General features: G+C 66.0%; 25 protein-coding genes. 17 read left to right on the top strand and 8 right to left on the bottom strand.

What is annotated here, in order from left to right; all coding sequences use genetic code 11:
• Positions 1-267: 267 nt before the first annotated feature.
• Entirely contained in the window at positions 268-462 is a 195-nt protein-coding gene (locus tag AC3ANW_RS16250) for a hypothetical protein (RefSeq protein ID WP_488341884.1), read from the bottom strand.
• 125 nt (positions 463-587) lie between these two features.
• Positions 588-1,835 carry a hypothetical protein gene (locus AC3ANW_RS16245; RefSeq protein ID WP_488341883.1) on the bottom strand — a complete coding sequence of 416 codons (1,248 nt, stop codon included), beginning with the start codon at positions 1,833-1,835 and terminating at the stop codon, positions 588-590.
• Between the two features lie 9 nt (positions 1,836-1,844).
• On the opposite strand from AC3ANW_RS16245, the gene AC3ANW_RS16240 reads away from it, so the two are divergent.
• From AC3ANW_RS16240 to AC3ANW_RS16160, 17 genes are all read left to right on the top strand, one after another.
• Complete coding sequence (locus AC3ANW_RS16240) at positions 1,845-2,900, top strand: FliM/FliN family flagellar motor switch protein (protein WP_488341882.1); 1,056 nt, start codon at positions 1,845-1,847, stop codon at positions 2,898-2,900.
• On the top strand, positions 2,897-3,547 hold the full coding sequence (sctR, locus tag AC3ANW_RS16235) for a type III secretion system export apparatus subunit SctR (protein ID WP_488341881.1): 651 nt from the start codon (positions 2,897-2,899) through the stop codon (positions 3,545-3,547). Before AC3ANW_RS16240 ends, sctR begins: the two co-directional genes overlap by 4 nt.
• A gap of 31 nt (positions 3,548-3,578) precedes the next feature.
• The gene (gene sctS, locus AC3ANW_RS16230; protein ID WP_488341880.1) at positions 3,579-3,842 is read left to right on the top strand and encodes a type III secretion system export apparatus subunit SctS; all 264 of its coding nucleotides are present in this window, start codon (positions 3,579-3,581) and stop codon (positions 3,840-3,842) included.
• On the top strand, positions 3,839-4,735 hold the full coding sequence (locus tag AC3ANW_RS16225) for a hypothetical protein (protein WP_488341879.1): 897 nt from the start codon (positions 3,839-3,841) through the stop codon (positions 4,733-4,735). The genes sctS and AC3ANW_RS16225 overlap by 4 nt, the downstream gene beginning before the upstream one ends.
• Complete coding sequence (locus tag AC3ANW_RS16220) at positions 4,732-5,709, top strand: hypothetical protein (RefSeq protein ID WP_488341878.1); 978 nt, start codon at positions 4,732-4,734, stop codon at positions 5,707-5,709. The genes AC3ANW_RS16225 and AC3ANW_RS16220 overlap by 4 nt, the downstream gene beginning before the upstream one ends.
• Positions 5,710-5,711: 2 nt before the next feature.
• Positions 5,712-5,987, top strand: a complete 276-nt coding sequence (locus AC3ANW_RS16215; RefSeq protein ID WP_488341877.1) for a hypothetical protein — start codon at positions 5,712-5,714, stop codon at positions 5,985-5,987.
• Positions 5,988-6,003: 16 nt separating this feature from the next.
• Positions 6,004-6,237, top strand: coding sequence for a hypothetical protein (locus tag AC3ANW_RS16210; RefSeq protein ID WP_488341876.1), 234 nt, complete (start codon positions 6,004-6,006; stop codon positions 6,235-6,237).
• A gap of 71 nt (positions 6,238-6,308) precedes the next feature.
• On the top strand, positions 6,309-6,734 hold the full coding sequence (locus AC3ANW_RS16205; protein ID WP_488341875.1) for a type III secretion system chaperone family protein: 426 nt from the start codon (positions 6,309-6,311) through the stop codon (positions 6,732-6,734).
• Complete coding sequence (locus AC3ANW_RS16200) at positions 6,731-7,183, top strand: HrpB1 family type III secretion system apparatus protein (RefSeq protein WP_488341874.1); 453 nt, start codon at positions 6,731-6,733, stop codon at positions 7,181-7,183. The genes AC3ANW_RS16205 and AC3ANW_RS16200 overlap by 4 nt, the downstream gene beginning before the upstream one ends.
• A gap of 31 nt (positions 7,184-7,214) precedes the next feature.
• Positions 7,215-7,592, top strand: coding sequence for a hypothetical protein (locus AC3ANW_RS16195; protein WP_488341873.1), 378 nt, complete (start codon positions 7,215-7,217; stop codon positions 7,590-7,592).
• A 6-nt stretch (positions 7,593-7,598) separates the two neighbouring features.
• Positions 7,599-8,378 carry a type III secretion system inner membrane ring lipoprotein SctJ gene (sctJ, locus tag AC3ANW_RS16190; RefSeq protein WP_488341872.1) on the top strand — a complete coding sequence of 260 codons (780 nt, stop codon included), beginning with the start codon at positions 7,599-7,601 and terminating at the stop codon, positions 8,376-8,378.
• 7 nt (positions 8,379-8,385) lie between these two features.
• Positions 8,386-9,072 (top strand): type III secretion protein HrpB4, encoded by a 687-nt coding sequence (locus AC3ANW_RS16185; protein ID WP_488341871.1) that lies wholly within the window; start codon positions 8,386-8,388, stop codon positions 9,070-9,072.
• Positions 9,057-9,941: a FliH/SctL family protein gene (locus tag AC3ANW_RS16180; protein WP_488341870.1), complete on the top strand. Its 885-nt coding sequence runs from the start codon at positions 9,057-9,059 to the stop codon at positions 9,939-9,941. Before AC3ANW_RS16185 ends, AC3ANW_RS16180 begins: the two co-directional genes overlap by 16 nt.
• Entirely contained in the window at positions 9,938-11,260 is a 1,323-nt protein-coding gene (sctN, locus tag AC3ANW_RS16175; RefSeq protein WP_488341869.1) for a type III secretion system ATPase SctN, read from the top strand. The genes AC3ANW_RS16180 and sctN overlap by 4 nt, the downstream gene beginning before the upstream one ends.
• Positions 11,257-12,063 (top strand): EscT/YscT/HrcT family type III secretion system export apparatus protein, encoded by an 807-nt coding sequence (locus AC3ANW_RS16170; RefSeq protein ID WP_488341868.1) that lies wholly within the window; start codon positions 11,257-11,259, stop codon positions 12,061-12,063. Before sctN ends, AC3ANW_RS16170 begins: the two co-directional genes overlap by 4 nt.
• The gene (locus tag AC3ANW_RS16165; protein ID WP_488341867.1) at positions 12,060-12,623 is read left to right on the top strand and encodes a type III secretion HpaP family protein; all 564 of its coding nucleotides are present in this window, start codon (positions 12,060-12,062) and stop codon (positions 12,621-12,623) included. The genes AC3ANW_RS16170 and AC3ANW_RS16165 overlap by 4 nt, the downstream gene beginning before the upstream one ends.
• A 116-nt stretch (positions 12,624-12,739) precedes the next feature.
• Positions 12,740-14,521 (top strand): hypothetical protein, encoded by a 1,782-nt coding sequence (locus tag AC3ANW_RS16160; protein WP_488341866.1) that lies wholly within the window; start codon positions 12,740-12,742, stop codon positions 14,519-14,521.
• 6 nt (positions 14,522-14,527) lie between these two features.
• Here AC3ANW_RS16160 and AC3ANW_RS16155 read toward each other — a convergent pair whose 3' ends face one another.
• From AC3ANW_RS16155 to AC3ANW_RS16130, 6 genes are all read right to left on the bottom strand, one after another.
• Positions 14,528-16,495, bottom strand: a complete 1,968-nt coding sequence (locus AC3ANW_RS16155) for an FHIPEP family type III secretion protein (protein WP_488341865.1) — start codon at positions 16,493-16,495, stop codon at positions 14,528-14,530.
• A complete protein-coding gene (locus AC3ANW_RS16150) occupies positions 16,492-17,562 on the bottom strand; it encodes an EscU/YscU/HrcU family type III secretion system export apparatus switch protein (protein WP_488341864.1) in 1,071 nt (356 codons plus the stop codon). Before AC3ANW_RS16150 ends, AC3ANW_RS16155 begins: the two co-directional genes overlap by 4 nt.
• A 30-nt stretch (positions 17,563-17,592) precedes the next feature.
• Positions 17,593-18,642, bottom strand: a complete 1,050-nt coding sequence (locus tag AC3ANW_RS16145; RefSeq protein WP_488341863.1) for a DUF1521 domain-containing protein — start codon at positions 18,640-18,642, stop codon at positions 17,593-17,595.
• Between the two features lie 119 nt (positions 18,643-18,761).
• Positions 18,762-20,522, bottom strand: coding sequence for a type III secretion system outer membrane ring subunit SctC (sctC, locus tag AC3ANW_RS16140; RefSeq protein ID WP_488341862.1), 1,761 nt, complete (start codon positions 20,520-20,522; stop codon positions 18,762-18,764).
• 192 nt (positions 20,523-20,714) lie between these two features.
• On the bottom strand, positions 20,715-21,212 hold the full coding sequence (locus AC3ANW_RS16135; protein WP_488341861.1) for a dihydrofolate reductase: 498 nt from the start codon (positions 21,210-21,212) through the stop codon (positions 20,715-20,717).
• Position 21,213: 1 nt separating this feature from the next.
• Positions 21,214-22,065, bottom strand: coding sequence for a thymidylate synthase (locus tag AC3ANW_RS16130; protein ID WP_488341860.1), 852 nt, complete (start codon positions 22,063-22,065; stop codon positions 21,214-21,216).
• Positions 22,066-22,076 lie beyond the last annotated feature (11 nt).

The following is a 22,076-nucleotide window of genomic DNA, read 5'->3' as shown; positions in this document are numbered from 1 at the left end:
GTCGATTCGCTGACCGCGGACATTGCGGTCATGGCTTCCGAAAGTCGGCCCTGGGCCATGCATGTCGCCGCCAGCGGCGCCACAGAGCAACAGTCGAGCGTGGAACTGAGGAGCAGGTAGTGATAGGCAATCATCTTGGTGGTGTCGACCGTAGGTTGTCGAGAGAGGCAGTGTGCGAAGACGCGCCGTCGGACGTGCTTGCAAGGCGCTTGCAAGTGCTTGGGAGCATTCCTAAAAACCGGTGACGCCGCAGGCGCCGCGTAAAGCTCAGTCGATGGATGTTTCGTCCCCGTCTTCGTCCGGGTCTTCTTCTTCATCCGTTTCGTCGACATCCGGATTGGCGTCGACATCGTCCACCTCGTCATCGTCGAATGTCGGCATCGGTGTCGGCGGTGTCAGCGGCATCTGGGCCGTGGGGAAACGCGATGCCAATGGCGAGAAGGAAGGAAATGAGAAGCTCATTGGAGGCCTGTCTGTTGAGGGGTTTCAGTGGGCAGCGTCATGGTCTGCGCGTGGAGCGGGCGGGCGACATTGCCATCCGAAGACTTGCGGCGGTTTGCGAACCGGTAGCCGTCACAGGGTCGGTTCTATCGATCCCTCTTGGGCGCCTGGGCGTCGAGTTCCGCACGTTCGACGCCGAATCCGTCTGCGTCTGTGTCTACGTCTGCGGCGGACTTTTTTTCATGGTCCTGCAGGTCGGACTCTTCGTCGTCCTCTGGATCCTGTTCATCGGCGACCGGACTGCCGGCGTCGAGACCGGCCACAGCGCCATGGCCGGTAGCAGGCGACGCTCTGGTGGTCCTGGCGACGTCCGCCAGCTTCGCCACGGCTTTGAGTTCCTCGCGCATGGCGGCCATGCCCGAAAGATTGCGGGGTTCGAAATCCAGTTTCTTGATGGCCGGCAGGTTGATCGCACCGAGTTGCGCAAGAAACTGCTGCGAGTTGCGGTCGGCGAAATGTCTGGCAAGTTGCTGGCGTTGCGCTGCATCCGGTTTGGCTTGTCCAGGGTTGCTGGGGAGCGGCGTCTCGAAGGCCTTTTCAATCTCCTTCTGCATATCCTCGATACCACGCCATATGCCGTTGCTCATCAGCTCGAGCAGTGTCTGCATGGCGGGCGACTGCGGCGGTGGAAGATCCTTCGCCGTCCCCTGGGCCAGGGCGTTCATCGTCGATTCCGCTTTCCGCATGAACCGGTCGATGGCTGCCGCCGCTGCCAGCTGCTGGGAAATGGTGCCGTTTTTCAAGACTTCGGTGCTTTGTTCCACCAGGCTGACAGCCATGTCGTCGATGACACGCAGAGTGCTTTCCAGCGCGTCACGAGCCTGCTGTTCCGCCTTTGACCGAGGCACGGTCACCCGCAAGGCCGGCAGCAGGCCCGCGAGCGCTGCATAACTGCCGTCCAGGCTCTGTGGGCCGGGTTTGAAGTCGTCATGGACGGCACCTGCTTTTCCGGTCGACGACAGGGCGGCGATTTCCGATGGCGGAGTCCACGGGACGGCGGTTTTGCCGCCGCCGGCCGGCGGTCCGGAGACGACGCCGGAGGATTGCTTGGGCAGCAGGTTGGTCGGTGACTTGTTGTGGGACGGCCCGTTGGTGATCATGGTGCGTTTCCTGTAGGTCGATGCGATAGCGGCCAGCGTAGGGACCGACGTCGGATCGCGCAGGGTTCGGCGCGAAGGCCTGCGATGCAAGCCGAACCTCGGCTCGAAGGCCGATGCACGTCGATCGAACCGATACGACCCCCGTGCACTTCGCCAAAACACTCCTCGTTTCGGATTCCCATTCATCCGACGGCTCAGGTTTTCTAAGCTTGGCCCTGTACCGAACCGTGCCATCCAGCCCCCATGAAATCGACTGCCATTCCTTCATCCTCGCTGGGCCGCGCGCTTCCGCAGGTCGACCGCATGGCCAATCGCCTGCGCCGTTGCGCCGCAATGGCCCGTGCGGCAGGGCATCCGTGGTGTGCGTTTCACGCAGGCGGGCAAGGCCCGCGGATTGAAACGGCTGCGGCAGAGCGGGTGATCCGGGATCCGTTGCTGGCGACTGTGCGCACGCCTTTCGGCACCGTCAGGCTGGCCATCGAGACCTCGCAATGGCCGGCACTCGCGAGCGCCGCGACACTGCCGGACGATGGGCGGCGCCATGCACTTGTCACGCTGTTGATGGAGGCGCGGCTCGGTGTCAGGGCGAGCCTGGTCAGCGACTTCGACCTGCAGGCCGGCTCGGCAGGCGATGCCGGTTTTGCCGGCGTGACCCTCGATATCGAGGCGATCAGATGCGAAGTCCTGTCGGTCGACGACCGGCTGCTCGACGCGGTCGAGGCGTATGTTGCCCGCCTGAACCCCTCGCTGACGACGGCGACGCTTCAGCGCAGTCTGCCGAGCCGGCTTCTCCTGGCCGCTCGGTTGCTGCCGGCGAGGCGCATCGCCAATCTGCAGGCCGGCGATGTGCTGCTGCTGGCTGGTCAGGCATCGCTGGCGTCAGGCTTCGAAGCCTGGCTGTCGTGGGGCGAGGGCGGCCCTTCCGAACTCCGCACCCGTGTACTTTTAAGTGGGAACACCATGACGCTGACAAGCCCGCCCGCCGTCGTCGGCATTCCCGATGGCGAAGCGCCCGGCGACATGCCGCTGCCCGGCGGCATTGCCCTGCTGGCGCGCCTGGAGCTTACCGTCGGTATCGAGCTGCAGGGCCCGTTGCTGCGGCTGGCCGACATCTCGGGTCTGAAGGCCGGCGATGTGCTCGAACTGCCGACATCCGTCGAGCAGGCGCAGGTGCGTATCACCGTGGCCAGGCAGGCGCTGGGACTCGGTGAACTGGTAGCCGTGGGCGGCCGCCTGGGCGTGCGCATTCTCCGCATCGATGCAATGCCGGGCAATGCCCTGGCGGACGGTGAACCGTGAACTTCCAGCCGGGTGATGTCGTAGGCCTGGCCTTGATCAGCGTGGCGCTGGGCCTGCTGCCGTTCCTGGTGATGTCGCTCACTTCATTCGTGAAGATCGTGGTGGTGCTGAACCTGGTGCGCAACGCGCTGGGTGTGCAGCAGGTGCCGCCCACCATGGTGATCAACGGGCTGGCCCTGGTCATGACCGCATACGTGCTGATGCCCACCGCCAGGGCCACCATGGACGCCGTGAAGAACAAGCCGACCGACACCGCCACCGAGCGTGTGCTGGACCTGATGGACGCTGCCAGGGAGCCTTTCAGGGCGTTCCTTTCCAAGCACGCGCACGAACGCGAAAAACGATATTTCCTCAAATCCGCGGCAGAGCTCTGGCCCGCCGCGGATGCTGCGGAACTGAAACCCGACGATCTGATGGTGGTGGCGCCAGCCTTCGTGGTGAGCGAACTCAACGAAGGCTTCCGTATCGGGTTCCTGCTGTACCTCGCCTTCATCGTGGTCGACCTGGTGGTCGCCAACGTGCTGGTCGCCATCGGCCTGTCGCAGGCCTCGCCCACCAACATCGCCATCCCGCTGAAGCTGCTGCTTTTTGTGGTTCTGGACGGCTGGTCCGCCCTGCTGCACGGCCTGGTGCAAACCTACCGCTGACGCTTACACACGCCATCTGCAAGGTCACTCCATGGATCCCGACGACATCGTGCGCTTCACCTCGCAGGCCATGCTGGTCTGCCTGCTGGTTTCGCTACCGGCCATCGCCGCTTCGGCGGCCATCGGGCTGGTGGTGGCCTTCGCGCAGGCGGTGACATCGCTTCAGGATGCCAGCATCGCGCATGCCATCAAGCTGCTGGTGGTGTCGGCGGTAATCGCCATCACGGCAGGCTGGTCAGGCACGCAGATGGTGGTCTTTTCACATACCTTGCTGCAGGCGGCATTCCGGCCATGAACACGTTTCCCGGCGCACCGCCCAAATCCGTCGTCGAAGCCCTTCGTTTCGACTCGCCGGCCGTCGTGCCTCCCAGGCGCGCAGAACCCGCCGATGCCGGAAATGTCCCGCCGTTGCCACCCGAGCCATCGACCGGTTCCCTGTCGCTGGCCGGGCTGCCACCTTTGTCGGCACTGCGGACCAAATGGCAGCAGGCCCGCAAGGCACGCGACGGCGCGGCAACGAAAGGGCATGCCGATTCATCCGGCGTGCAGCATCTTCAGGCCGAAGATCTTTTGAATTTCGGCGGGTCGGCGCGCGTTTCTTCCCGGCAGTCGTCTTCAGGCGAAGGTTCCTCTCACGACGCATCCGGTGGTGGTGCGCGCCACCTGCCGGCCGTGAATTTCCTGCAGGCGGCAGGTGAACGGCCGAGGTCGCATGTCACCCACATGGCCAGGCATGCCTTGGCATTGCCGGCGCTCTGCGAGGCACACGCGGCGAGCCGTGGCATGTGGACGATGCCGGGCTTCCTGCGCGAAACCATGCAGTCGCTGGTCATCGACTTCACGCACGATCTCGCCGACCGGATCGAACATCGTGTCACGCAGGGCGCGGCAGGTCGTGACGCCTTCAGTCCGGTGCGCGATGCCTGCGAAGAATTCCTGCAGCTGATGCGACCCTTGTACCAACGGTATGTGCCGACGGCCCACCTCTACGACGAGGCCTGCGAGGTGCTTTGCGGCGCGCAGGCAACGCTGCAGAAACTGATGCACGAGCGCGCCGGCAACGACGAATTCAGCCGGATCATGAGGGCGACGATCTGCCCCCTGTTTCCAGTCTTCGTGATGGCCTGCAAGCCGCGGGAAAACGCAACCGGCGACTCGGCTGTTGACGCAGCAGGGGAGGCCGCATGAAAAGCCTGCGTGTGGTCGCCGGCCTGCATGGCGGCGCGTGCCTGCCGCTGCCTCCAGGGCGTTATCGCATCGACCGCGGACAAGCCGAAGAACCGGAGGGCGAAGGCTTCCTGAATCTGTACGACTGGACCGCTCCACCGCTCATCTTCGTGGTCGACGGTGCGGGTGTCACCTGCTGCACGGGGCCGGTCGATCCGACGCATGTCGTTGCGGATGCCGGTGCCGCGCCAGAGCCCGAAACCTGGCCGGACCTGCAGCCCAGGCGGTTCGGCGAAGTCGTGCTCTGCATCGGTGACACCGACCGACCCTGGCCGACCGATGCGCAATTGCTCGAGATGCTCAGGGCACCCGAGGCAGCCAGCCGCCCGTCGGCCAGGGCGCCGGCGTATTCATGGACCATCCGTGGCACGGTGGTGGGCGCAGGGCTGCTCGTGGCGGTGGGCGCGCTGTACGGGGCGGCCTCCGGCAGCCCGCCCAAATTGCCGCCGCCGGAGCCCGCGCTGGGTGCGCAGTGGTTGTCGCGCAGCCTGCTCAGCCAGGGCCTGAACGAACTGCAGGTCTTGCAGAACCGCCGTGTGGTGTCCCTCAGCGGCCTGGTGGGCAATGCCCAGCAGGGCCGTGCGGTACGCCTGGCGGTCGCAGACGTGCAGCGCAGCACCGGCATATCCGTGCTGGAGTCTTGGGAGGTGGCCGACGAGATCGCCTCGACCATCGAGAGCGCCTTGCGTGCGCCGGGCCTCAAGGCGCATTACCTGGGTGCAGGCCGTTTCGAAGTCCTCGGCACGGTGGCCGATCCGACACATCTGGAACATGCCGCCCCGCAACTGCAAAAGGACCTGGGCGCGAATGTCAGGGGCATCGAGTTCTCGCTCGAATCCATTAAAACCACGCCGCCATTCAGTGTCGCGATGTCTGCCGACGAATTGCAATATTCGGAGCGGCCCGATGGCGCGAAAGTGTTTTCGGTGAAATGACGATGATGAAATCTACCGCCCGCGCCATGTTCGTCGATTTTCAACTGGCGCATGAGGACTGTCTCGTGCTGGCGTTGCAAGGGTTGCGGCCATCGCCCGCGCTGGTAATGGAAGCGCTGCTCGCGCTGGACCGGTGCCGTAGTGAAGTCATCGATGAATTGAAATCCGCGGACGCCATGCAGCGGCGCGGTGATTTAAGGGTTTTATACGAGGGTTTGACCCTCGCAGCCGATTTCATCAAGCAGGATGAATCCGTTCCCGCGGTTCGGGATTATTGAGAGAAGGATCTGAAAAATGGGTTTGCAAGCCTTGAACGCCGCCACCGCGATGGAAAACAGCCTGAAGAATGCCGCCTATACCAAGATGGTCGGCGATACGGGCGAATACCTTGCGGAGAAAGCCCAGGTGGATGCCGGCCAGCGTGAAATACGCTTGAAACGTGCGAAGGAAGCGGTCACTTGGGACAAGGTCGGTCCCAATGCAGGCGTTGCCGCTGCGACCGCGAGCGCGCAATCTGCCGAGAGGTAATTCTCATCGAAGAGGAGCCTGGTGTTCCACCGATCGTCGCCCAGAATGTCGATGAGAAACTGATCGTCCTGTTGCAGGATTTCTGCGATACGGTCGGTTTATACCCTCCAGAGATTCTGCGGCGGCGTCAGGTGCAGGTAAAGGGCCTGGAGGTCGTCTTCAATTCAGGAGACGCCCAGGGCGGGCATTTCTATTTTTCCTACCAGTTCGGAGCCATTGCCGCAGGTCGAACGCTGAAGGTTTTTCGGCTGATGCTGGAAGCGAATGTGCTGGTCTATGCCAAGGATGACGCGGTGATGGGCATGGACCCCGATACCGGTGGTGTGGTGCTTTTGGTAAGGGGCACTTTCGGCCCGAACATTACCGGTCGGTGGCTTGCCGATACGCTGGCACATTTTGCCGACCACGCCATTTATTGGCAAAAGAATATTCTGGATTGTGTGGATGAAATGTTCAATGGAATTTCTTCGGGTCAATATCAATGGATGCGTGCATGAAAACCAACCCGGACCACCAGGCTGCCGACGCCGCCGCTCGCTCTCTGGCCCGTGTGCTCATCGCCTGCGTGATTCCGATGCTGAACAGTTCTGCCTCGCACAACGCACAGTCGGTTTTGAACACCATCGCCGTGCTGCTGCCTCGCTGCGACCTGCGGCGGCTCCAGGCCATGACGCATTACCGCCACGGCGAATACGTCGAAGCCATGCAGTGCTGGGAACAGGTCGACGACATGACGGCCCGCGCCTTCTGCGCCCTGTGCCTGCGCCACATAGGCGAGCCCAGCTGGTGGGGTGCCGCTCAGGTCATCTACGAGTCCGGCGACAGCGCGGCCATGGAAGTCCTGGAGCCCTGGATGAACGAAACGCCCGATGCAGCCCCGCTTTCGGCAGGGGCGCAGACATTTGGTGCGCACGCCGCCTATCCCTTCGGATCGCTGCGCGCCTGAACTTCATTTTTGCGAACGTCGAAAGCCAACCGTGAGCCAGATCCAACCACCTGCCTTTTCGTCTTCCCACACCTTCCAGCTGCACGCTAACGCGCCCGCCACCGACGCGTCCGATCCGGGCGCGATGCATGAATTCGGACAGGTGATGAGCGGCTTTTCAGCCGCCGCGCCGCCGCAGCAGGGGCCGTCGATGCTTTCACAGCTGGTCCGGGTGCCTTCGCGGGCCTATACCGAGGGCCTGGCCGAGATCGCCAAACCGCCGCCCGCGGGAATGTCGGCGATCGAGTCGCAGAAGTTCTATACGAAGAAACAGAACGACCTGAGCGAACTCAAGATCCTGAACAACATGTCCCTGACCGTGATCCGCATGGTGCGCAAGCAGGTCGAAACCGTCTTGAACAGCAAGTAGCCCCGCATGAAAACGCTTCTTCGTTTCGGCATCGTCCTCGGCTTGCTGGCGCTGCTCGCCGCTTGCAAGACCGAGCTTTTCACGGCCATGAACGAAGCCGATTGCAACGAGGTGCTGGCAGTGCTGATGGCTTCCGGCGTGGCGGCCGAAAAGACATCGCCGGACAACGGCAAGAGCTGGTCCTTGCGGGTGCCGGACGACGGCATCGTGCGTTCGCTCGAACTGCTGCGTGCACGCGGCCTGCCGCGCAGCCATTTCGCGAGCCTGGGCGAGCTTTTCAAGAAGGACGGGCTGATTTCCACGCCGGCCGAAGAACGGGTGCGTTTTGTCCACGGCGTGACGCAGGAACTGTCGGACACGCTGTCGCGCATGGACGGCGTGCTGGTGGCGCGGGTGCATATCGTGCTGCCGCACAACGATCCGCTGGCCACCGACACCAAACCCGCCAGCGCCTCGGTGTTCATCAAGTACCGGCCCGACCTGCCCATCGCCGGACTGGCTTCACCGATCAAGAATCTGGTGGCCCACAGCGTCGAGGGTCTGCAGTACGACGAGGTCAGCGTGACTTTCGTCGCGGCCGAGGCGGCGGACCCGGCCGCGATGCTGGCGGATCCGGTCGGCCTGTCGGTGCCAGCAGTGCTGGCCATGTGCCTGGCCGCCGCCCTGGCGGTCGGTTTTGCGCTGCTCACCGGCTGGGCCTGGAGATGGCCGGATCGCGCGCGGCGCAGCAGCTGGCCGCTGCCGGTGCTGGCCGCGTGGCTGCATCGCGGCCGCCCGGCAGGTTGAAGACACCATGCGTTTCGGTCTTTCATCGATCATCGCGCGCAGGGCTGCCGACCGGGCCGAGGCCCTGGCGACAGACGCGCTTGCCGGGCGGCTGGTCGCCTATGAAGAATGCCTGCGGCGCCTGCCGCAATGGCTCCATGCCAGTTGGCTGGAGGACATCGGCCTGGAGACTTCGACCGCCCATGCCTTGCTGCCTGCCGCGCTGGGTGTGGGGCCGATACCGGCGCATGTGTTCGAACAGTCGGGCAACTGCCTGGCATTGCTGCCTCCGGCCCTTTTGTGCCGCGTGTTGCGCGCACGTGCGCTGTTGCGCCGGCGGCCGGCCTTGCGGCGTTGCGTCGAGCCGAGCCTGCGCCGCAGCATGAACGGCTGGCTGCATCCGGTGGTGTTTGAAGCGGTGCTGCTCGAATCGCCGGACGACGGGCTGCACCGGGACACGGCCGGGCTGCCCTGGCCGCCGGGTCCCGAATCGCAGGACATGGTAGACGCGCTCGCCTGGGAAGGTTTCTGCCTGTTTCGGCAAGACACCACCTGGACCGATCCGCAGGTGATCCGCCTGATCCGCCTGGGTTTCGGCCGGGACTCCGTGCCGCCGCCGGCCCTGAAGGACCTGCCCGGAGCCGCCGGCGGAAGCGCCTGGGTGATGGAGCGGCTGGCGCGCTTTCTGCCGGAGGCTCCATGGCTGTGTGGCTGAAATGCGGCCCGGATTCGGTTGCCTTCGACGACGACGTGATTCCGCGTGAAGCCCTGCAGCGCCTGCTCACCCTCGACGCGCTGGAAAAACATGCTGGTTTGCAGCGCGAATCGCTTCTGCGTGATGCCGAATCGGCCGCGGCCGCGATGGCTGCCAAGGCACGCAGCGATGCCGCAGCCGTGACCCGGCTCGGCTACGCCCAGGGCCGGCGTGATGCGGTGGGCCATTGGCATGCGGAGGCTCGGGCACAGCGAGACGCATCCGCTGTCCGTCATGCAGAACTGCGTGGCCGGCTGGCCGACATGGTGGTCCAGGCCACGGCGCGGCTGGTGCACGGCCCCGTACTGGAGCAGTACCTGCAGCAGGCACTCCAGGCGCTGGATGACATGGCCGAGGCCGACAGTCTGCTGACCCTCACCGTGCATCCGGACGACCGGATGGCGGCGCAGGCCGCGGTCGACGCATTGCAGCACCGGTGGCCGGACGGCACGGTGGTGAAGATCATCGACTCCGACACGCTGGCGCGTGGCAGCTGTCTCTGCGAATCGGCGCAGGCCTATGTCGACGCCAGCCTGTCGGTGCAGCTGGCGACGCTGCGGCAGGCCGCACTGGGCTTGCTTCAGGCACTGGACATGCCCGGTGTGCTTCCTGCGCCGGCGGCCGAACTTCCATCCGCCGCACCGGCGCGTTCGGGGTCGGTCGTGGACCTGGCCGTGCCCCTGCCTTCGTATCCGGCATACGGGAACGGGGCGCACGGGGCGGCCGTTGGCGACTACGACAACGGAGAAGATGACGATGCCGAGTTCGATGGTGACGACATGTTCGATGACGGACCCCCATCCGAAGCCGGGCGGAGGCCTCGCTGGTGAACCTTTCTGCATCTCGGTCGGCTACCGAAACCGTGGCCGCCGGCCTCGACTGGTCGCCCGCGCCGCTGCGCGCTGGCAAGATCAACGAAGTGGTCGGCACGCTGGTGCGCGCCACCGGTCTCGACGCACTCGTCGGCGAACTGTGTGAACTGCGCGACCGTAGCGGCGCAGTGCTGCAATACGCCGAGGTGGTGGGTTTCTCGGGCGACCAGACGCTGCTGATGCCGATGGGCGGCTCGGCCGGGCTTTCGCGTTCCACCCTGGTGGTGGGCACCGGACGGCCGTTGCAGGTGCGTGTGGGGCCGGCCTTGCTGGGGCGTGTGGTCGATGTGCTGGGGCAGCCCTTGGATGGCCGGGGGCCGGTCCCCACCATCGCCACCCTGTCGATGATGCGGGCACCGCCGGCACCCATGGAGCGGCCGATGATCGACACACCCTTCATTACCGGCGTGCGCTGCGTCGACGCCCTGCTGACCCTGGGCGAGGGTCAGCGCATGGGCATCTTCGCGCCGGCGGGCACCGGCAAGAGCACGCTGCTTTCGATGTTCGCCCGCGGGTCGCAGTGCGACGTCAACGTCATCGCGCTGATCGGCGAACGCGGCCGCGAGGTGCGCGAATTCGTCGAGCGTGTGCTGGGGCCGGAAGGCATGCGGCGCAGCGTGGTGGTGTGCGCCACATCCGACCGTTCGGCGGTGGAACGCGCCAAGGCCGCGCATGTCGGAACGGCCATCGCCGAATATTTCCGTGACCAGGGCATGCGGGTGCTGCTGATGATGGATTCGGTCACCCGCTTCGCACGTGCCCAGCGCGAGATCGGGCTGGCAGCCGGCGAGCCGCCCACCCGGCGCGGTTTCCCACCCTCGATATTCGCCGAGCTGCCGCGCCTGCTCGAACGCCCCGGCCGATCCGCCCAGGGCTCGATCACTGCGCTCTACACCATCCTGGCCGAGGACGACAGCGGCTCCGATCCGGTGGCGGAAGAAGTGCGCGGCATCCTCGACGGCCACATGGTGCTGTCGCGCGAGATCGCCGCCCGCAACCACTATCCGGCCATCGATGTGCTGGCCAGCCTGAGCCGGGTCATGTCCGAGGTGGCCGACCGGGAACACGTGCGGGCCGCTGGCCATGTGCGCCGCCTGCTGTCGCGCTGGCGCGAGGTGGAAACGCTGGTGCGTATCGGCGAATACAAGCCGGGCAGCGATCCGGAGGCGGACGAGGCTATCGCCAGGCATTCTCAGATCGAGGCATTCCTGGCACAGCCGGTCGACGAAACCGTCGACTTCTACGACAGCATGGACCAGCTGGGCATGCTGACATGAGCGGCAACGAGCTGTTCGATGCGGCGCAACACCTGCAGTTGTGGGGCGCCATGCTGCTGGTCTTCAGCATGCGGCCGGCGATGGTGTTCCTGGTGCTGCCGGCCACCACCGAGCCCTGCATGACACCGACCATCCGTCATCTCCTGACCGCGATTTTCGCGGTGCACGTGGCAGCCGGCGCATCGCCCCAGGCCTTCGTCGCGCTGGCCACGCCTCAGGGCCTGGCGGTGATGCTGGGGCGCGAGGCGGTCATCGGTTTCACCATCGGCTTCGCGGCCAGCCAGGGTTTCTGGGTGGCGCAGTCGGTCGGTGCCTATGTCGACAACCTGGCCGGCTACAACAATGTGCAGCTGATCAATCCGTCCAGTTCCGAGCAGAACACGCCGGTGTCCGACCTGATGCTGAACCTGTTCGTCGCGCTGTTCTGGATGGGGGGCGGCATGCTGGTGCTGATGGGACTCATCGGCCAGACCTACCGCTGGTGGCCGGTGCTGGAGGCCGCTCCGCACTGGCCCGCGCTGCCGAAGGCGTTCGCCGAACTTCAGCTGACCCGCCTGATGGACGTGGTGGTGTCGCTCGCCATGCCGATCCTGTTCATCCTGGCGTTCATCGACATCGGCCTCGCGCTGGTGTCGCGGTCTGCCAAGAATGTCGACACCTCGCCATTGGGAACCCCGCTAAAGAGCGCCTGCGCGCTGCTGTCGATGGTGCTTTTCAGCACGGTCTTCATCGAGGACATCCGGGCGTACCTGACCCTGAGCGACCTGGCGGCGCTGCTCGAACAATGGCGGCTGCTGAAATGAGCACCGGCATCCCGTCGTTCCGCCAGGCGCCCCCGCCACTTCCTTCCCTGCCGGTTCCGCTGCCGCCCTTGCCGCAGGCTCCACCCCCGGCCCGCCCCTGGCCGGTGGCGAACCAGCGCCGCCCCGCAGCAGCATCGCCCGCAGATCCTGGCCGATGCGCCCAGGGGCACGATTCGCAGGGGCCGACGGTGTCCGATTCCCTGGTCGGAGCGGTGAGTCCGCATCGCGAGGGCGGCCAGGGGCAGTCGCAGGATGACGACGGCAGCGGCGGCGAAGCGGCCGATGAAACGCTGGACCCGCGGATCCGCCATATCGGCGATGCCCTGGCGATGGTCTGCAGCTACGAACAGGCGCAGGTCGTCTGGAGCGCTCGCATTCCGCTCGACCCTGAATTGCTGCAGCAGACCGTGCTGTACGTGACCTGTTCGCCGGGCCTGCTAGACCTGCGTTTCGAGACGCCCCTCTGGGAAGTGCGCGAGTTGTTGAACACGCAGTTGCCGCAGTTGCGGGAGTTGCTGGCGCAGCGCCTCGCGATGGATTTCAGCATCTCCGTCCAGTGACCCTCCGCGGGCGCACGCCGCCCGTTTTCGGCGCGCCTGACGCTGTTTCGTCCAAGTGTCGGCAGGCCCGCGGCGAGCCGGAAAAATGGGTTCTTTCCGACTCCCGAGGTGCCGTGATGTTGCATGCCCATGTGCTGAACAACCCAAGTAACCAGGGCGTGCCGCTCCGGCAACTTTCGCAAGCGCATGTCGCCTCCGACCAGGCCGTCCACGCCGGTCTGGCGTTGGACCATATGGCGGGCCGGGGCGTCTGCCAGGCCGGCGTCGACCTCTACTACGACGCGCAGGCTACCGACTTTGCACAGCCGGCGGTGCAGGCGGTGCTCGACACGCTCGGCGTGCGCTGGATGGACGACCGGGTGGCGCAGTCGCGGCAGGAGCAGGACTTGCACCAGCGGCTGCTGCAATACGCGGCAGGTGACGGAAGCACCGAAGACCGCGGCCCCCGGGTGGCCGCGCTGGTATCGGCCGCAGTCGGTGCGGGGCTGAGCGGAGCGATCAACTTCGGGGCTTTCGCCGTCGTGGTGGCGCAGGTCGCGGCCGCCATGAACGGAACGCCGGCGGGCTTCGGCGAAACACGGGTGGGTGAATTCAGCGGCACGGCCGCAGGCCGGGCCGTCGTGGCCAACCTGGTGGGCTCGCTGCCGGGTTCGCTGGGATATGGCGTCTGCAGCGGTCTCACGGCAACGGCGGTGCGGCCGCTGGTCGACGCTGTGGCCCTGCTGCTGAGCGGCGGTCGTGTCAGCCCCATGGTGCCGGTCGATCCGGTGCTTGTTTTCCCGACGCCGTCGCCGCTGCAGGACAGCGGCTGGCCCAAGGACGGCAGGGCGTATACCGCCGAGCTGCAGGCCAATGCCCGTCGACGTGCCGACCTGGCGCGCCGGCAGGCCGCCATGCTGGATGTGGGCGATGTCTTCAACCTGAAGTACGGCATGCCGCTGTTCGCCGTCTGTCATGCCGTCCGGCTCATGGTGCTCACCGCCCAGCACGCGGCCGGCAGGGGCCTGGCCGCAGGCGCGGGTGCGTTTGTCTCGGCCGGCGCCTCGGGGGCGGCCAGTGCCGGGCTGGCTGCCGCCGCGGGAACCGAGCGCGCATCGCGGACGGTGGCCGCGGCCGATGGCCACGGGCTTCCCCTGTTCCTGCCCGCCCACGTGCTGCGGCGGTTGAAGGGCCAGGCCGAACCGGGACGGGCCGCGGCCGTCAGGAGCGGTTTCGCCGCCGCCGGGGCCGTCTATGTGCGAGACCTGGGCCTGCTGCGCAAGCTGCTGATCGGAGTGCCGGCCACGGCGCTGGCGGTCTATGGCGCGACGGTTCCGATCAATGTGCTGGTGCCGCTGGCGACCTGGGCCGGCAGCGCATTGCGGAGCCGGGCTCCTGTGGCGATCGCGGCGGCCGGCGGCATCACGTTCGCTGCGTTCGGGCTGGCTTACGGCCTGCTGGGCCGCGCGCTGTCCCGGGTCGGCCGGATCGGCCGGCCGGATATCCAGGCGCAGCAGCAGGCCCGGCTGGCCGCGGCGTTCACGCAATCGGTGCGCAACTTCGCACAGCAGTGGACCGGCCATGCTTCGCGCTCGGACGACTGGTCGGTCGCAAACCTGGCGGTGCTGTTCGACGACATGAACCGTCGGGTCATGGCCGATCTGGACCAGGCGGTGGCCGAGCGCCGCAACGCTCGGCTGGACCCGGGCGCCGACTTGCGGCTGCGTGACGCCTATGGAGCGCAGTCGGTGCAGATGCGCCAGCTGCTGGTGTCCGCACACGACGCCGAAAGCGCGGCGCCCGAGGTCCGCACCGCGGCGCAGAAGGCCCTGCTGGAAGGCTTGCGGCCGGAAATGGATCGCCTGAGAGTCTGGGCGACCGAGGTTTCCGGCGACACCGTCGAAGAAACGGCCTTGTGACCGATCTCAAACCAGCCGCGCTTCGCCGACCGACACCAGTTGCAGGTGGTCGCCGAGCTCGTGGAACGAATACACCTGCAGCCACGGCAGGCGCTGCTGAATCATGCGACGCACATAACGCCGGATGTCCATCGCGGTGACGATGGCCACGTCCGGCCGGGCCTCGGTGCCGCTGATCAGCATGATGGCATCCACGGTGCTGGTCACCTGCTCGGGCGGCAGCGTCAGGAAGTTTCCGGTCGGTGTCGGCTTGATGCCTTGCCGGATCAGCTGTTCCAGTTCGGGCTGCAGGAACAGCGCCCCCAGCTTGCCGCCGCCGTGGCCGGCCCGCCAGGCGATCATCCGGCCGAGGTCGCCGCGCACGTATTCGGTCAGCACCAGGACGTCCTTTTCCTTCGGTCCCCAATACACCAGGCTCTCCAGGATCGTGCGCAGGTTGCGGATGGGCACCTGCTCTTCGAGCAGGCGCCGCAGCACGTCGGCCACCCGCTGCAGCGGCAAGACCTTCTGCACCTCGGTCACCAGACCCGGATAGTCGACGTTGAGCTTGTCGAACAGCCACTGGGTTTCCTGGATGCCGACGAACAAATGGGCATTGCGCGCGAGGACGGCGACAGATTCCCGTGCCAGCATTGCTTCCAGGTCGATGGCGTCGGCCGGCGGCAACGGCCCTCCGGCCATGGGGACGTCCTGCACCAGCACGTCGTAGCCCCGGTCGGCGACCAGCGGGCTCGACCACACCGCCATGCCGGGAAACGGAATTCCATATTCCTCCTCGAGGGCGGCCCTGGCATCGCGGAAAGCCTGGTCGAGTGCCGCCGGTGCGATGCGTGCGGCCAGAATTTCGGCAAGGCGCAGGCCCAGCGGGCTGGCAAACGCGGGTGCGATCTCGGTCATGCTGGGTGCCTCTCCCTTGGCGCCATATGCCCGCAGCGAAGGCATGCGCCTACCGTCGCTGGCCTCGCCGGATTCGGCGCTTTCGTCGTCACCGCCCTTCGCGGCGCGCTGCAGTCGCCAGGCAGAAAGCGCCAGGCCCGCCGCCGCCGCCAGGAACAGGCCGTACGGAAAGCCCGGCACCGCCGCAAAACCCAGCAACAACAGGCTCGACATATAGAGCGCGGGTGCGTTGCCGCCCAGTTGCCGGACCACTTCCGTCCCCAGCGATTCGCGTTTGGTGGTGCGGGTGTCGAGCACCCGGGTGGTCAGCACGCCGGCGGCGACAGAGATGAGCAGCGAGGGAATCTGCGACACCATCGCGTCGCCGATCGACAGCACCGAATATTTCTGTGCCGCCGCGCCCATCGCCAGGTCGTGGTAAGTCACCCCGATGGTGATGCCCGCGCATATGTTGATGATGGTGATGACCAGCGCGGCGATCGCATCGCCCTTCACGAACTTCATGGCGCCGTCCATGCTGCCGTGCAGCTTGCTTTCCATGGCCAGCATGGCGCGTTTGCGGCGTGCCTCGTCGGCCGTCATGGAGCCGGCGCGCAGCTCGGCGTCGATGCTCATCTGCTGGCCGGGCAGGCCGTCCAGGGCAAACCGGGCGCTGACTTCGGAAGCCCGTTCGGAGCCCTTGGCGATGACGATGAACTGCACCGCCGCGATGATGACGAACACCGTCATGCCCACCAGCAGGTTGCCGCCGACCACCAGTTCGCCGAAGCTCTGGATGATGTGGCCGGCGTCACCGTGCAGCAGGATCGCCTTGGTGGCGGCGATGTTGAGCGACAGCCGCAGCAATGTGGTGAACAGCAGCAGCGACGGAAAGGATGAAAGCGACACGGCCGACGGCGCATACAGGGCCGACATCAGCAGCAGCACGCTCAGCGTGATGTTGACCGCCAGCAGCGCGTCGATCAGCGGTGGCGGAAGCGGCAGGATCATCAGGCCGATGATGGCGATCACCAGGCCGGCGGTGGCCAGTTCGCCGCCGAAGGGCCGGCGCGTGCGGGCGGGTTTGCGCGGTGTCACGGTGTTTCCTGGCGCGTCTGCCGGCGCCGGGTTTCGGCGTCGACCTTCAGTTGTTCCACCCAGTGCAGCATCAGGCCGACGACCTGGTAGCACTCGCGCGGAATGGCCGCACCCAGCGCCACCTTGTAGAGCGTGCGGGCCAGCGCCGGATTGACGATGACCGGCACGTCCAGCCGTTCGGCTTCGGCGCGTATGGCCAGTGCGGTGGCGTCGTGGCCCTTGGCCAGCACCTGAGGCACGCCGCCGCGCTGGTAGCCGATGGCCACCGCGAAGTGGGTCGGGTTGGCGACGACCAGTCGGGCCTTCGCGACCCCTGCCGCGGGATCCTCGTTCAGCAGTTCCTGGGCCAGTTCCCGGCGCACCTGTTTCACTTCGGGGTTGCCGTTCTGCTCCTTGTTTTCGCGCTTGACCTCGTCTTCGCTCATGCGGTGTTCACGCATGAAGATGAATCGTTGTATGCCGTAGTCGATCAGCGCGAACACCACGAACAAACCTACCGCGATGAAAAGCAGCCGCATCAGCAGCTCCCACATCATCACGCCCAGCAGCGCGGGCGAACGACCGGTGGCGCCCACCAGCAGTGGCAGCAGGTCGCGTCCGCTGCTGAAGAGCAGGCCGAACAGCACCAGGCCCTTGAGTGTCATGGTCCCTGCTTCCATCGCGGCCTTCATGCCGAAGATCTTCTTCAGGCCGGCGGCCGGACTCACCGCGTCCAGTTTCAGCATGACGGGCTTTGCCGACATGGTCATGGAGCCCTGCAGCATCAGCGCCAGCACCGCGCCGAGCAGGGTGGCCAAGGAAAACGGCAGGGACAGCAGCAGCAGTTCGCCGCCCATGGCGAGCAGCAGCGGGCCGGCCGGCTCGTCGGCCCGCGGCAGGTGCTGCCACACCATGGCGAAGAGCCGCGTCAACCGGTCCATCATGAAACCCGCCGAAAGCCACAACGCACCCGCCGCCGCCGCCACCACACCGGCAGAGGCGACGTCCGTGCTGGTGATCGACTCGCCGTCCTCGCGGGCATCAAGCAGCTTCTTCGGCGTGGGGGGTAGCTTTTTTTCGTCGGACATGGCTTACCGGGGAAGGTGCGGCAGCCCGCGTCAGGCCAGCATGCCGGCCGGCATCGCCAGGCCCATGCCCTGGAATTCCTGCGCGCCGTAACGTGCGAACGACATGCTGAACATGCCGGCCATGCCCGGCATCTGCTGCGCCATCTGCAGGTATTGCTGGAGCATGTTCTGGATCTCGCCCAGACAGGCTTGCTGCATGTCCGGCGTGTAATGCTGCAGCGGCCGGTCGGATTCGCGGGCCATCTCGGCCGGCACGTAACCCCGGTTCCAAAGCGCCTGCGCCGCGGCGCGCCTGCCCTGTTGCTGGTCGAGCCGGTTCAGGCCGTTCTGGTCGTGGATCACCTGGCCGTTGCCCTGGTCGATCATGTTGCCGTTGCGGTCCACGGCGACCTCGCTGGGGTCGTACTGGCCGAACCGGTTCATGGCCTGGCCCGCCATGAATTCGGACGACAGGCTCGAATCCAACGGCGTCACGCCCAGATCGCCGGGGCCGCTGATGCCGGTCACCAGCGCGCCGGTGCCGTCGGGTGAACGGATGGCGGCGCTGTCGACATAGTCGGCCACGCCCGGCTGCGGTTTGCCCCCCTTGCCGTCGCCCATCAGCAGGCTGACCTGGGTGCCGTCCTTGAGCGTGAGCATCACGTCTTTTTTCATGGTGCCCAGTTCGCGTCCGTTCTGGTCGACGTGCGGGTCGCCCCAGAACTTCAGGTCGACGTTCTGTTCGGTGCCGTCCGCGTTCTGGATCCGTACGGACGAGTCGGCCTTGTTGACGGTGATCTTGTTCCTGCCTGCCTGGATGGTGGTGCTGGTCGGGCTCTGGTCTCGGATCTGCGTCTGCGCGGGTGACCGGTTTTCCCACCGGCAACCTTGCTGGTCGGTGCGATAGTCATGGGGGTTGCGACCCCGGCAGCGGGCTGCGATCTGCTGCTGGTTCTGGGCGAAGAAATTCGAATAGTTCTTCCACGGGCAGGCGTGGGCCTGCCGCTGCATGTGCGAGAAGAATCGGTCGGCTCCGTCGAGCGGCTGTTGGGTGGAATAGCCGACGCTGGGCATGAATCCGGTGGGGTTTGGTTGGAACATGGGACCTCGGTGTAAGTGTCTGGATGAATTGAATCTGCGGCGGGATCGGGGCTGTGTTCATCGATCGGAGAGCGGCACCCCCTTTCCGGGCCAGGGCCGAGGGCAGGTGCATGCGGACATCAGTCCAGCACCCGGGGCGTCACCAGAAAGAGCCGCTCGGTGCGTACCGTTTCCCGCGAACGCTGGCGAAAGATCGCGCCGATCATGGGCAAGTCGGACAGCACCGGTATGCCGGCCTGGTTCCTGCCGGAACTCTCCACCGCATAACCGGCCAGCAGCAGGCTTTCGTCCTGTCGCACGAAGGCCTGGGTGCCGATCTGGCTGCGGGTGACGACCGGCAGGTCGCCCACGGTTTCGCTGGTCGATATCTGGCCGTCCTGCACCTGCACGTCGAGCCGGATGCGGTAACCCTGCGGGCCCATCGTCGCCATCGGGGTGACCTTCATGTCGAGCCCGGCGGACACGTTGAACAGCGAAGAGCTCTGGTAACCCGGCACCTTCACATAGAAGGTCCTCTCGCTGCTCATCACCGCCGCGACGTTGTTGAGCGTGGCCACCTTGGGCCGCGAGCTGACGCGGGCCTGGCCGGTTTTTTCGAGCGCCGCGATGCGCGCAAGCAGCGCCCGGCCGGAATGCCCCAGCACGGCCGTCAGCACTCCGCCGTCCGAACGGGCGGGCGGCGTGCCGCTGCGTGCATCGAGGCGATTTCCGCGCAGGTTCCAGTCGACGCCGACCTCGGCCAGCGCGTTCTCGGATATGTCGAGGATCTGCACCGCGATCTCGACCATGCGCGGCTGGGTGTCGAGGCTGGCAATCAGGGCCTGGTAGGCCGGCATGCGTTCAGGCAGGTCGCGCACGATGACGTTGTTGCCGGCGCTGTCGGCCATGATCACCGGCAGGTTCTCGTCCTGGCGACGTTCTCCGTCCAGCGCCGAGCCGGTGTCGCCGGACGATGATTTCCCGAACGGAGGCGTGGTGACGAAATTGGTCGACCGGCCGCCCTGCCGGCTGCCGTTGCCGATCGGCGATGAAACCGCTCGCGGTTCCAGGTTCAGGCTCCTGCGCAGGCTCATGGTTCCGGTATCCACCGCCGAGCCGGACTGGGCCGCGCCCAGTTCAGGTGCCATGGACGGGGTTCCGCCGTCAAGCCCGACCAGTGCGTTCATGCGGTCGTTGTGGGCGCTGAGCGCGGCGGCACCCGCACCACCCGCCGGATTGCCGGCGGATCCATACAAGGCCTGCATCACCGATGCCAGGCCCTGCATCACCTCGCCCTTGCCGGTCATGCGGTCGGCGGCCCAGGCGAAACGCAGCGGAAAGACCCTGGTGACGGAGCGGCCGCCGATCTGGGTGCGTTTCTCCAGCTGCACCGCCACTTCGCGGATCACGTCCACATATTCCTGCGGGCCTGCCACCAGTGCGGTGTTGGCCCCCAGGTCGTAGACGATGGGAAACCGCGGGTCGCTCACGTTCAGCCGGTCCAGGGTTTCGCGCAGGGACTGGACGGACGCCAGGTTCAGGCGGATGAGCGTGCTGCGCATGCCCTGCGATGCCGAGAAATGCAGCACTGCGCCGTTGTAGTAGTAGGTGAACCCGTAGGAAAGTGCCAGCAGGTCGATGAACTGACGAGGTGTCAGGTCGAACGTGCCTACCACGGTGCCTTCCACGTCGGCACCTACCGTCACGACCATCCCCTGGCTGGCACCGAAGTCGCGCAACACGTCTTTCAGCGGCTTGCCATTGACGACGTACTTGACGTTGGCGCTGAGCCACTTGACCGGCATCGCGTGCGCGTTCGCCCCAGCCAGACCCAGGCTCAGGCCCAGGACGAATGTGGTGATCCAGGTGATCCAGGCCTGCCTGGTTGTGCCGTCGAACATCGTGCCTCCATTGCAGCGCTCACTCCCATGAGGCGTTCACTGCAGTAGGCCAAGGCCCGCGGTCACGCAACCGCGTGAAAGCGAAACGATCGACCGACGCCCGAAATGACGAAAAAACAGGCGAAGGCAGGCTGGAAAAGACGAAACCGGCCGCTGACAGGCGGTGTGGATGTCAGCCGGATTCGGGCGATTTCAGGTGTTCCTGAGGTATTGCACGAAACTGTAGGCCAGCCCGTCGGCTGCGGTCGCGTCGACACGGCGCGCCTCTTGCCAGGCGGCCGTGTCGAGTGACGGCGCCCAGGCGTCGCCGGTGAATTCGCGGTGGATTTCGGTGACTTCGGCGCTGTGGGCGAAGGGCAGGGCTTCGGCGTAGATCTGCGCGCCGCCGATGACCCAGACGTCGGCCGCTTCGGCGCAGAGAGCGAGCGCCGCGGGCAGCCCGTCGGCGCGCTCGGCACCTGCCGCGGACCAGTCCGCCTGGCGGGTGACGACAATGTTGCGCCGGCCGGGCAAGGGCCGGAAACGTTCCGGCAACGAGTCCCAGGTCTTGCGTCCCATGATCACCGGGCAGCCGCGGGTGAGTTCACGAAAATGCGCCATGTCTTCCGGCAGGTGCCAGGGCAGGGCGTTGTCGCGGCCGATCACGCCGTTGGCGGCGCGGGCGAAGATCAGGTGCACACGTGACGCCATCTCAGACCGCGACCGGTGCCTTGATCGCAGCATGGCTCTGGTAGTCCTCGACGCCGAAGTCCTCGAATTCGTAGTCGAAGATGGAATCCGGCCTGCGGTGGATCTTCAATACCGGGTAGGGGAACGGCGCGCGGGACAGTTGTTCGGCCACCTGTTCCTGGTGGTTGGCATAGATGTGGCAGTCGCCGCCGGTCCAGATGAAGTCGCCGACGTCCAGGTCGCATTGCTGCGCCACCATGTGGGTCAGCAGGGCGTAGCTGGCGATGTTGAAGGGCACGCCCAAAAAGATGTCGGCGCTGCGCTGGTAGAGCTGGCAGCTGAGCTTGCCGCGGCCGCCGGCTAGCGTAGCGGGCGCGACGTAGAACTGGAAGAACGCATGGCAGGGCATGAGCGCCATCTGGTCGAGTTCGGCCACGTTCCAGGCGCTGACGATGATGCGGCGCGAATCGGGGTTCTTCTTCAGCGTGTCGATCACCTGCGCGATCTGGTCGATGTGGCCGCCGTCCGGCGTGGGCCAGCTGCGCCACTGCACGCCGTAGATGGGGCCCAGTTCGCCGTCTTCGCGCGCCCATTCGTCCCAGATGCTGACATTGCGCTCCTTCAGCCAGTGGTTGCTCGAAGAACCGGTAAGGAACCACAGCAGCTCCTGGATGATGGACCGCAGGTGCACCTTCTTGGTGGTCACCAGCGGGAATCCCTCGGCCAGGTCGAAACGCATCTGGTAGCCGAACACGCTGGTGGTGCCGGTGCCGGTGCGGTCGGCTTTCTGCACGCCGTTGGCCAGGACATGGCGGACGAAGTCCTCGTACTGGGTACGGACTGGGCGGGCGGATGAGTGTGTGGTGTTGGGCATGGCGGGCTGAT

The organism is Xylophilus sp. PBN-3R (genome assembly GCF_057747805.1).
This window is presented reverse-complemented; position numbering and strand designations above follow the sequence as displayed.

What these genes read in the sequence shown, in the direction of transcription:
- AC3ANW_RS16250 (WP_488341884.1), bottom strand. Translation starts at nt 462, where the DNA reads ATGAGCTTCTCATTTCCTTCCTTCTCGCCATTGGCATCGCGTTTCCCC.
- AC3ANW_RS16245 (WP_488341883.1), bottom strand. Translation starts at nt 1,835, where the DNA reads ATGGCACGGTTCGGTACAGGGCCAAGCTTAGAAAACCTGAGCCGTCGG.
- AC3ANW_RS16240 (WP_488341882.1), top strand. Translation starts at nt 1,845, where the DNA reads ATGAAATCGACTGCCATTCCTTCATCCTCGCTGGGCCGCGCGCTTCCG.
- sctS (WP_488341880.1), top strand. Translation starts at nt 3,579, where the DNA reads ATGGATCCCGACGACATCGTGCGCTTCACCTCGCAGGCCATGCTGGTC.
- AC3ANW_RS16225 (WP_488341879.1), top strand. Translation starts at nt 3,839, where the DNA reads ATGAACACGTTTCCCGGCGCACCGCCCAAATCCGTCGTCGAAGCCCTT.
- AC3ANW_RS16220 (WP_488341878.1), top strand. Translation starts at nt 4,732, where the DNA reads ATGAAAAGCCTGCGTGTGGTCGCCGGCCTGCATGGCGGCGCGTGCCTG.
- AC3ANW_RS16215 (WP_488341877.1), top strand. Translation starts at nt 5,712, where the DNA reads ATGATGAAATCTACCGCCCGCGCCATGTTCGTCGATTTTCAACTGGCG.
- AC3ANW_RS16210 (WP_488341876.1), top strand. Translation starts at nt 6,004, where the DNA reads ATGGGTTTGCAAGCCTTGAACGCCGCCACCGCGATGGAAAACAGCCTG.
- AC3ANW_RS16200 (WP_488341874.1), top strand. Translation starts at nt 6,731, where the DNA reads ATGAAAACCAACCCGGACCACCAGGCTGCCGACGCCGCCGCTCGCTCT.
- sctJ (WP_488341872.1), top strand. Translation starts at nt 7,599, where the DNA reads ATGAAAACGCTTCTTCGTTTCGGCATCGTCCTCGGCTTGCTGGCGCTG.
- AC3ANW_RS16185 (WP_488341871.1), top strand. Translation starts at nt 8,386, where the DNA reads ATGCGTTTCGGTCTTTCATCGATCATCGCGCGCAGGGCTGCCGACCGG.
- AC3ANW_RS16180 (WP_488341870.1), top strand. Translation starts at nt 9,057, where the DNA reads ATGGCTGTGTGGCTGAAATGCGGCCCGGATTCGGTTGCCTTCGACGAC.
- AC3ANW_RS16170 (WP_488341868.1), top strand. Translation starts at nt 11,257, where the DNA reads ATGAGCGGCAACGAGCTGTTCGATGCGGCGCAACACCTGCAGTTGTGG.
- AC3ANW_RS16165 (WP_488341867.1), top strand. Translation starts at nt 12,060, where the DNA reads ATGAGCACCGGCATCCCGTCGTTCCGCCAGGCGCCCCCGCCACTTCCT.
- AC3ANW_RS16160 (WP_488341866.1), top strand. Translation starts at nt 12,740, where the DNA reads ATGTTGCATGCCCATGTGCTGAACAACCCAAGTAACCAGGGCGTGCCG.
- AC3ANW_RS16150 (WP_488341864.1), bottom strand. Translation starts at nt 17,562, where the DNA reads ATGTCCGACGAAAAAAAGCTACCCCCCACGCCGAAGAAGCTGCTTGAT.
- AC3ANW_RS16145 (WP_488341863.1), bottom strand. Translation starts at nt 18,642, where the DNA reads ATGTTCCAACCAAACCCCACCGGATTCATGCCCAGCGTCGGCTATTCC.
- sctC (WP_488341862.1), bottom strand. Translation starts at nt 20,522, where the DNA reads ATGTTCGACGGCACAACCAGGCAGGCCTGGATCACCTGGATCACCACA.
- AC3ANW_RS16135 (WP_488341861.1), bottom strand. Translation starts at nt 21,212, where the DNA reads ATGGCGTCACGTGTGCACCTGATCTTCGCCCGCGCCGCCAACGGCGTG.
- AC3ANW_RS16130 (WP_488341860.1), bottom strand. Translation starts at nt 22,065, where the DNA reads ATGCCCAACACCACACACTCATCCGCCCGCCCAGTCCGTACCCAGTAC.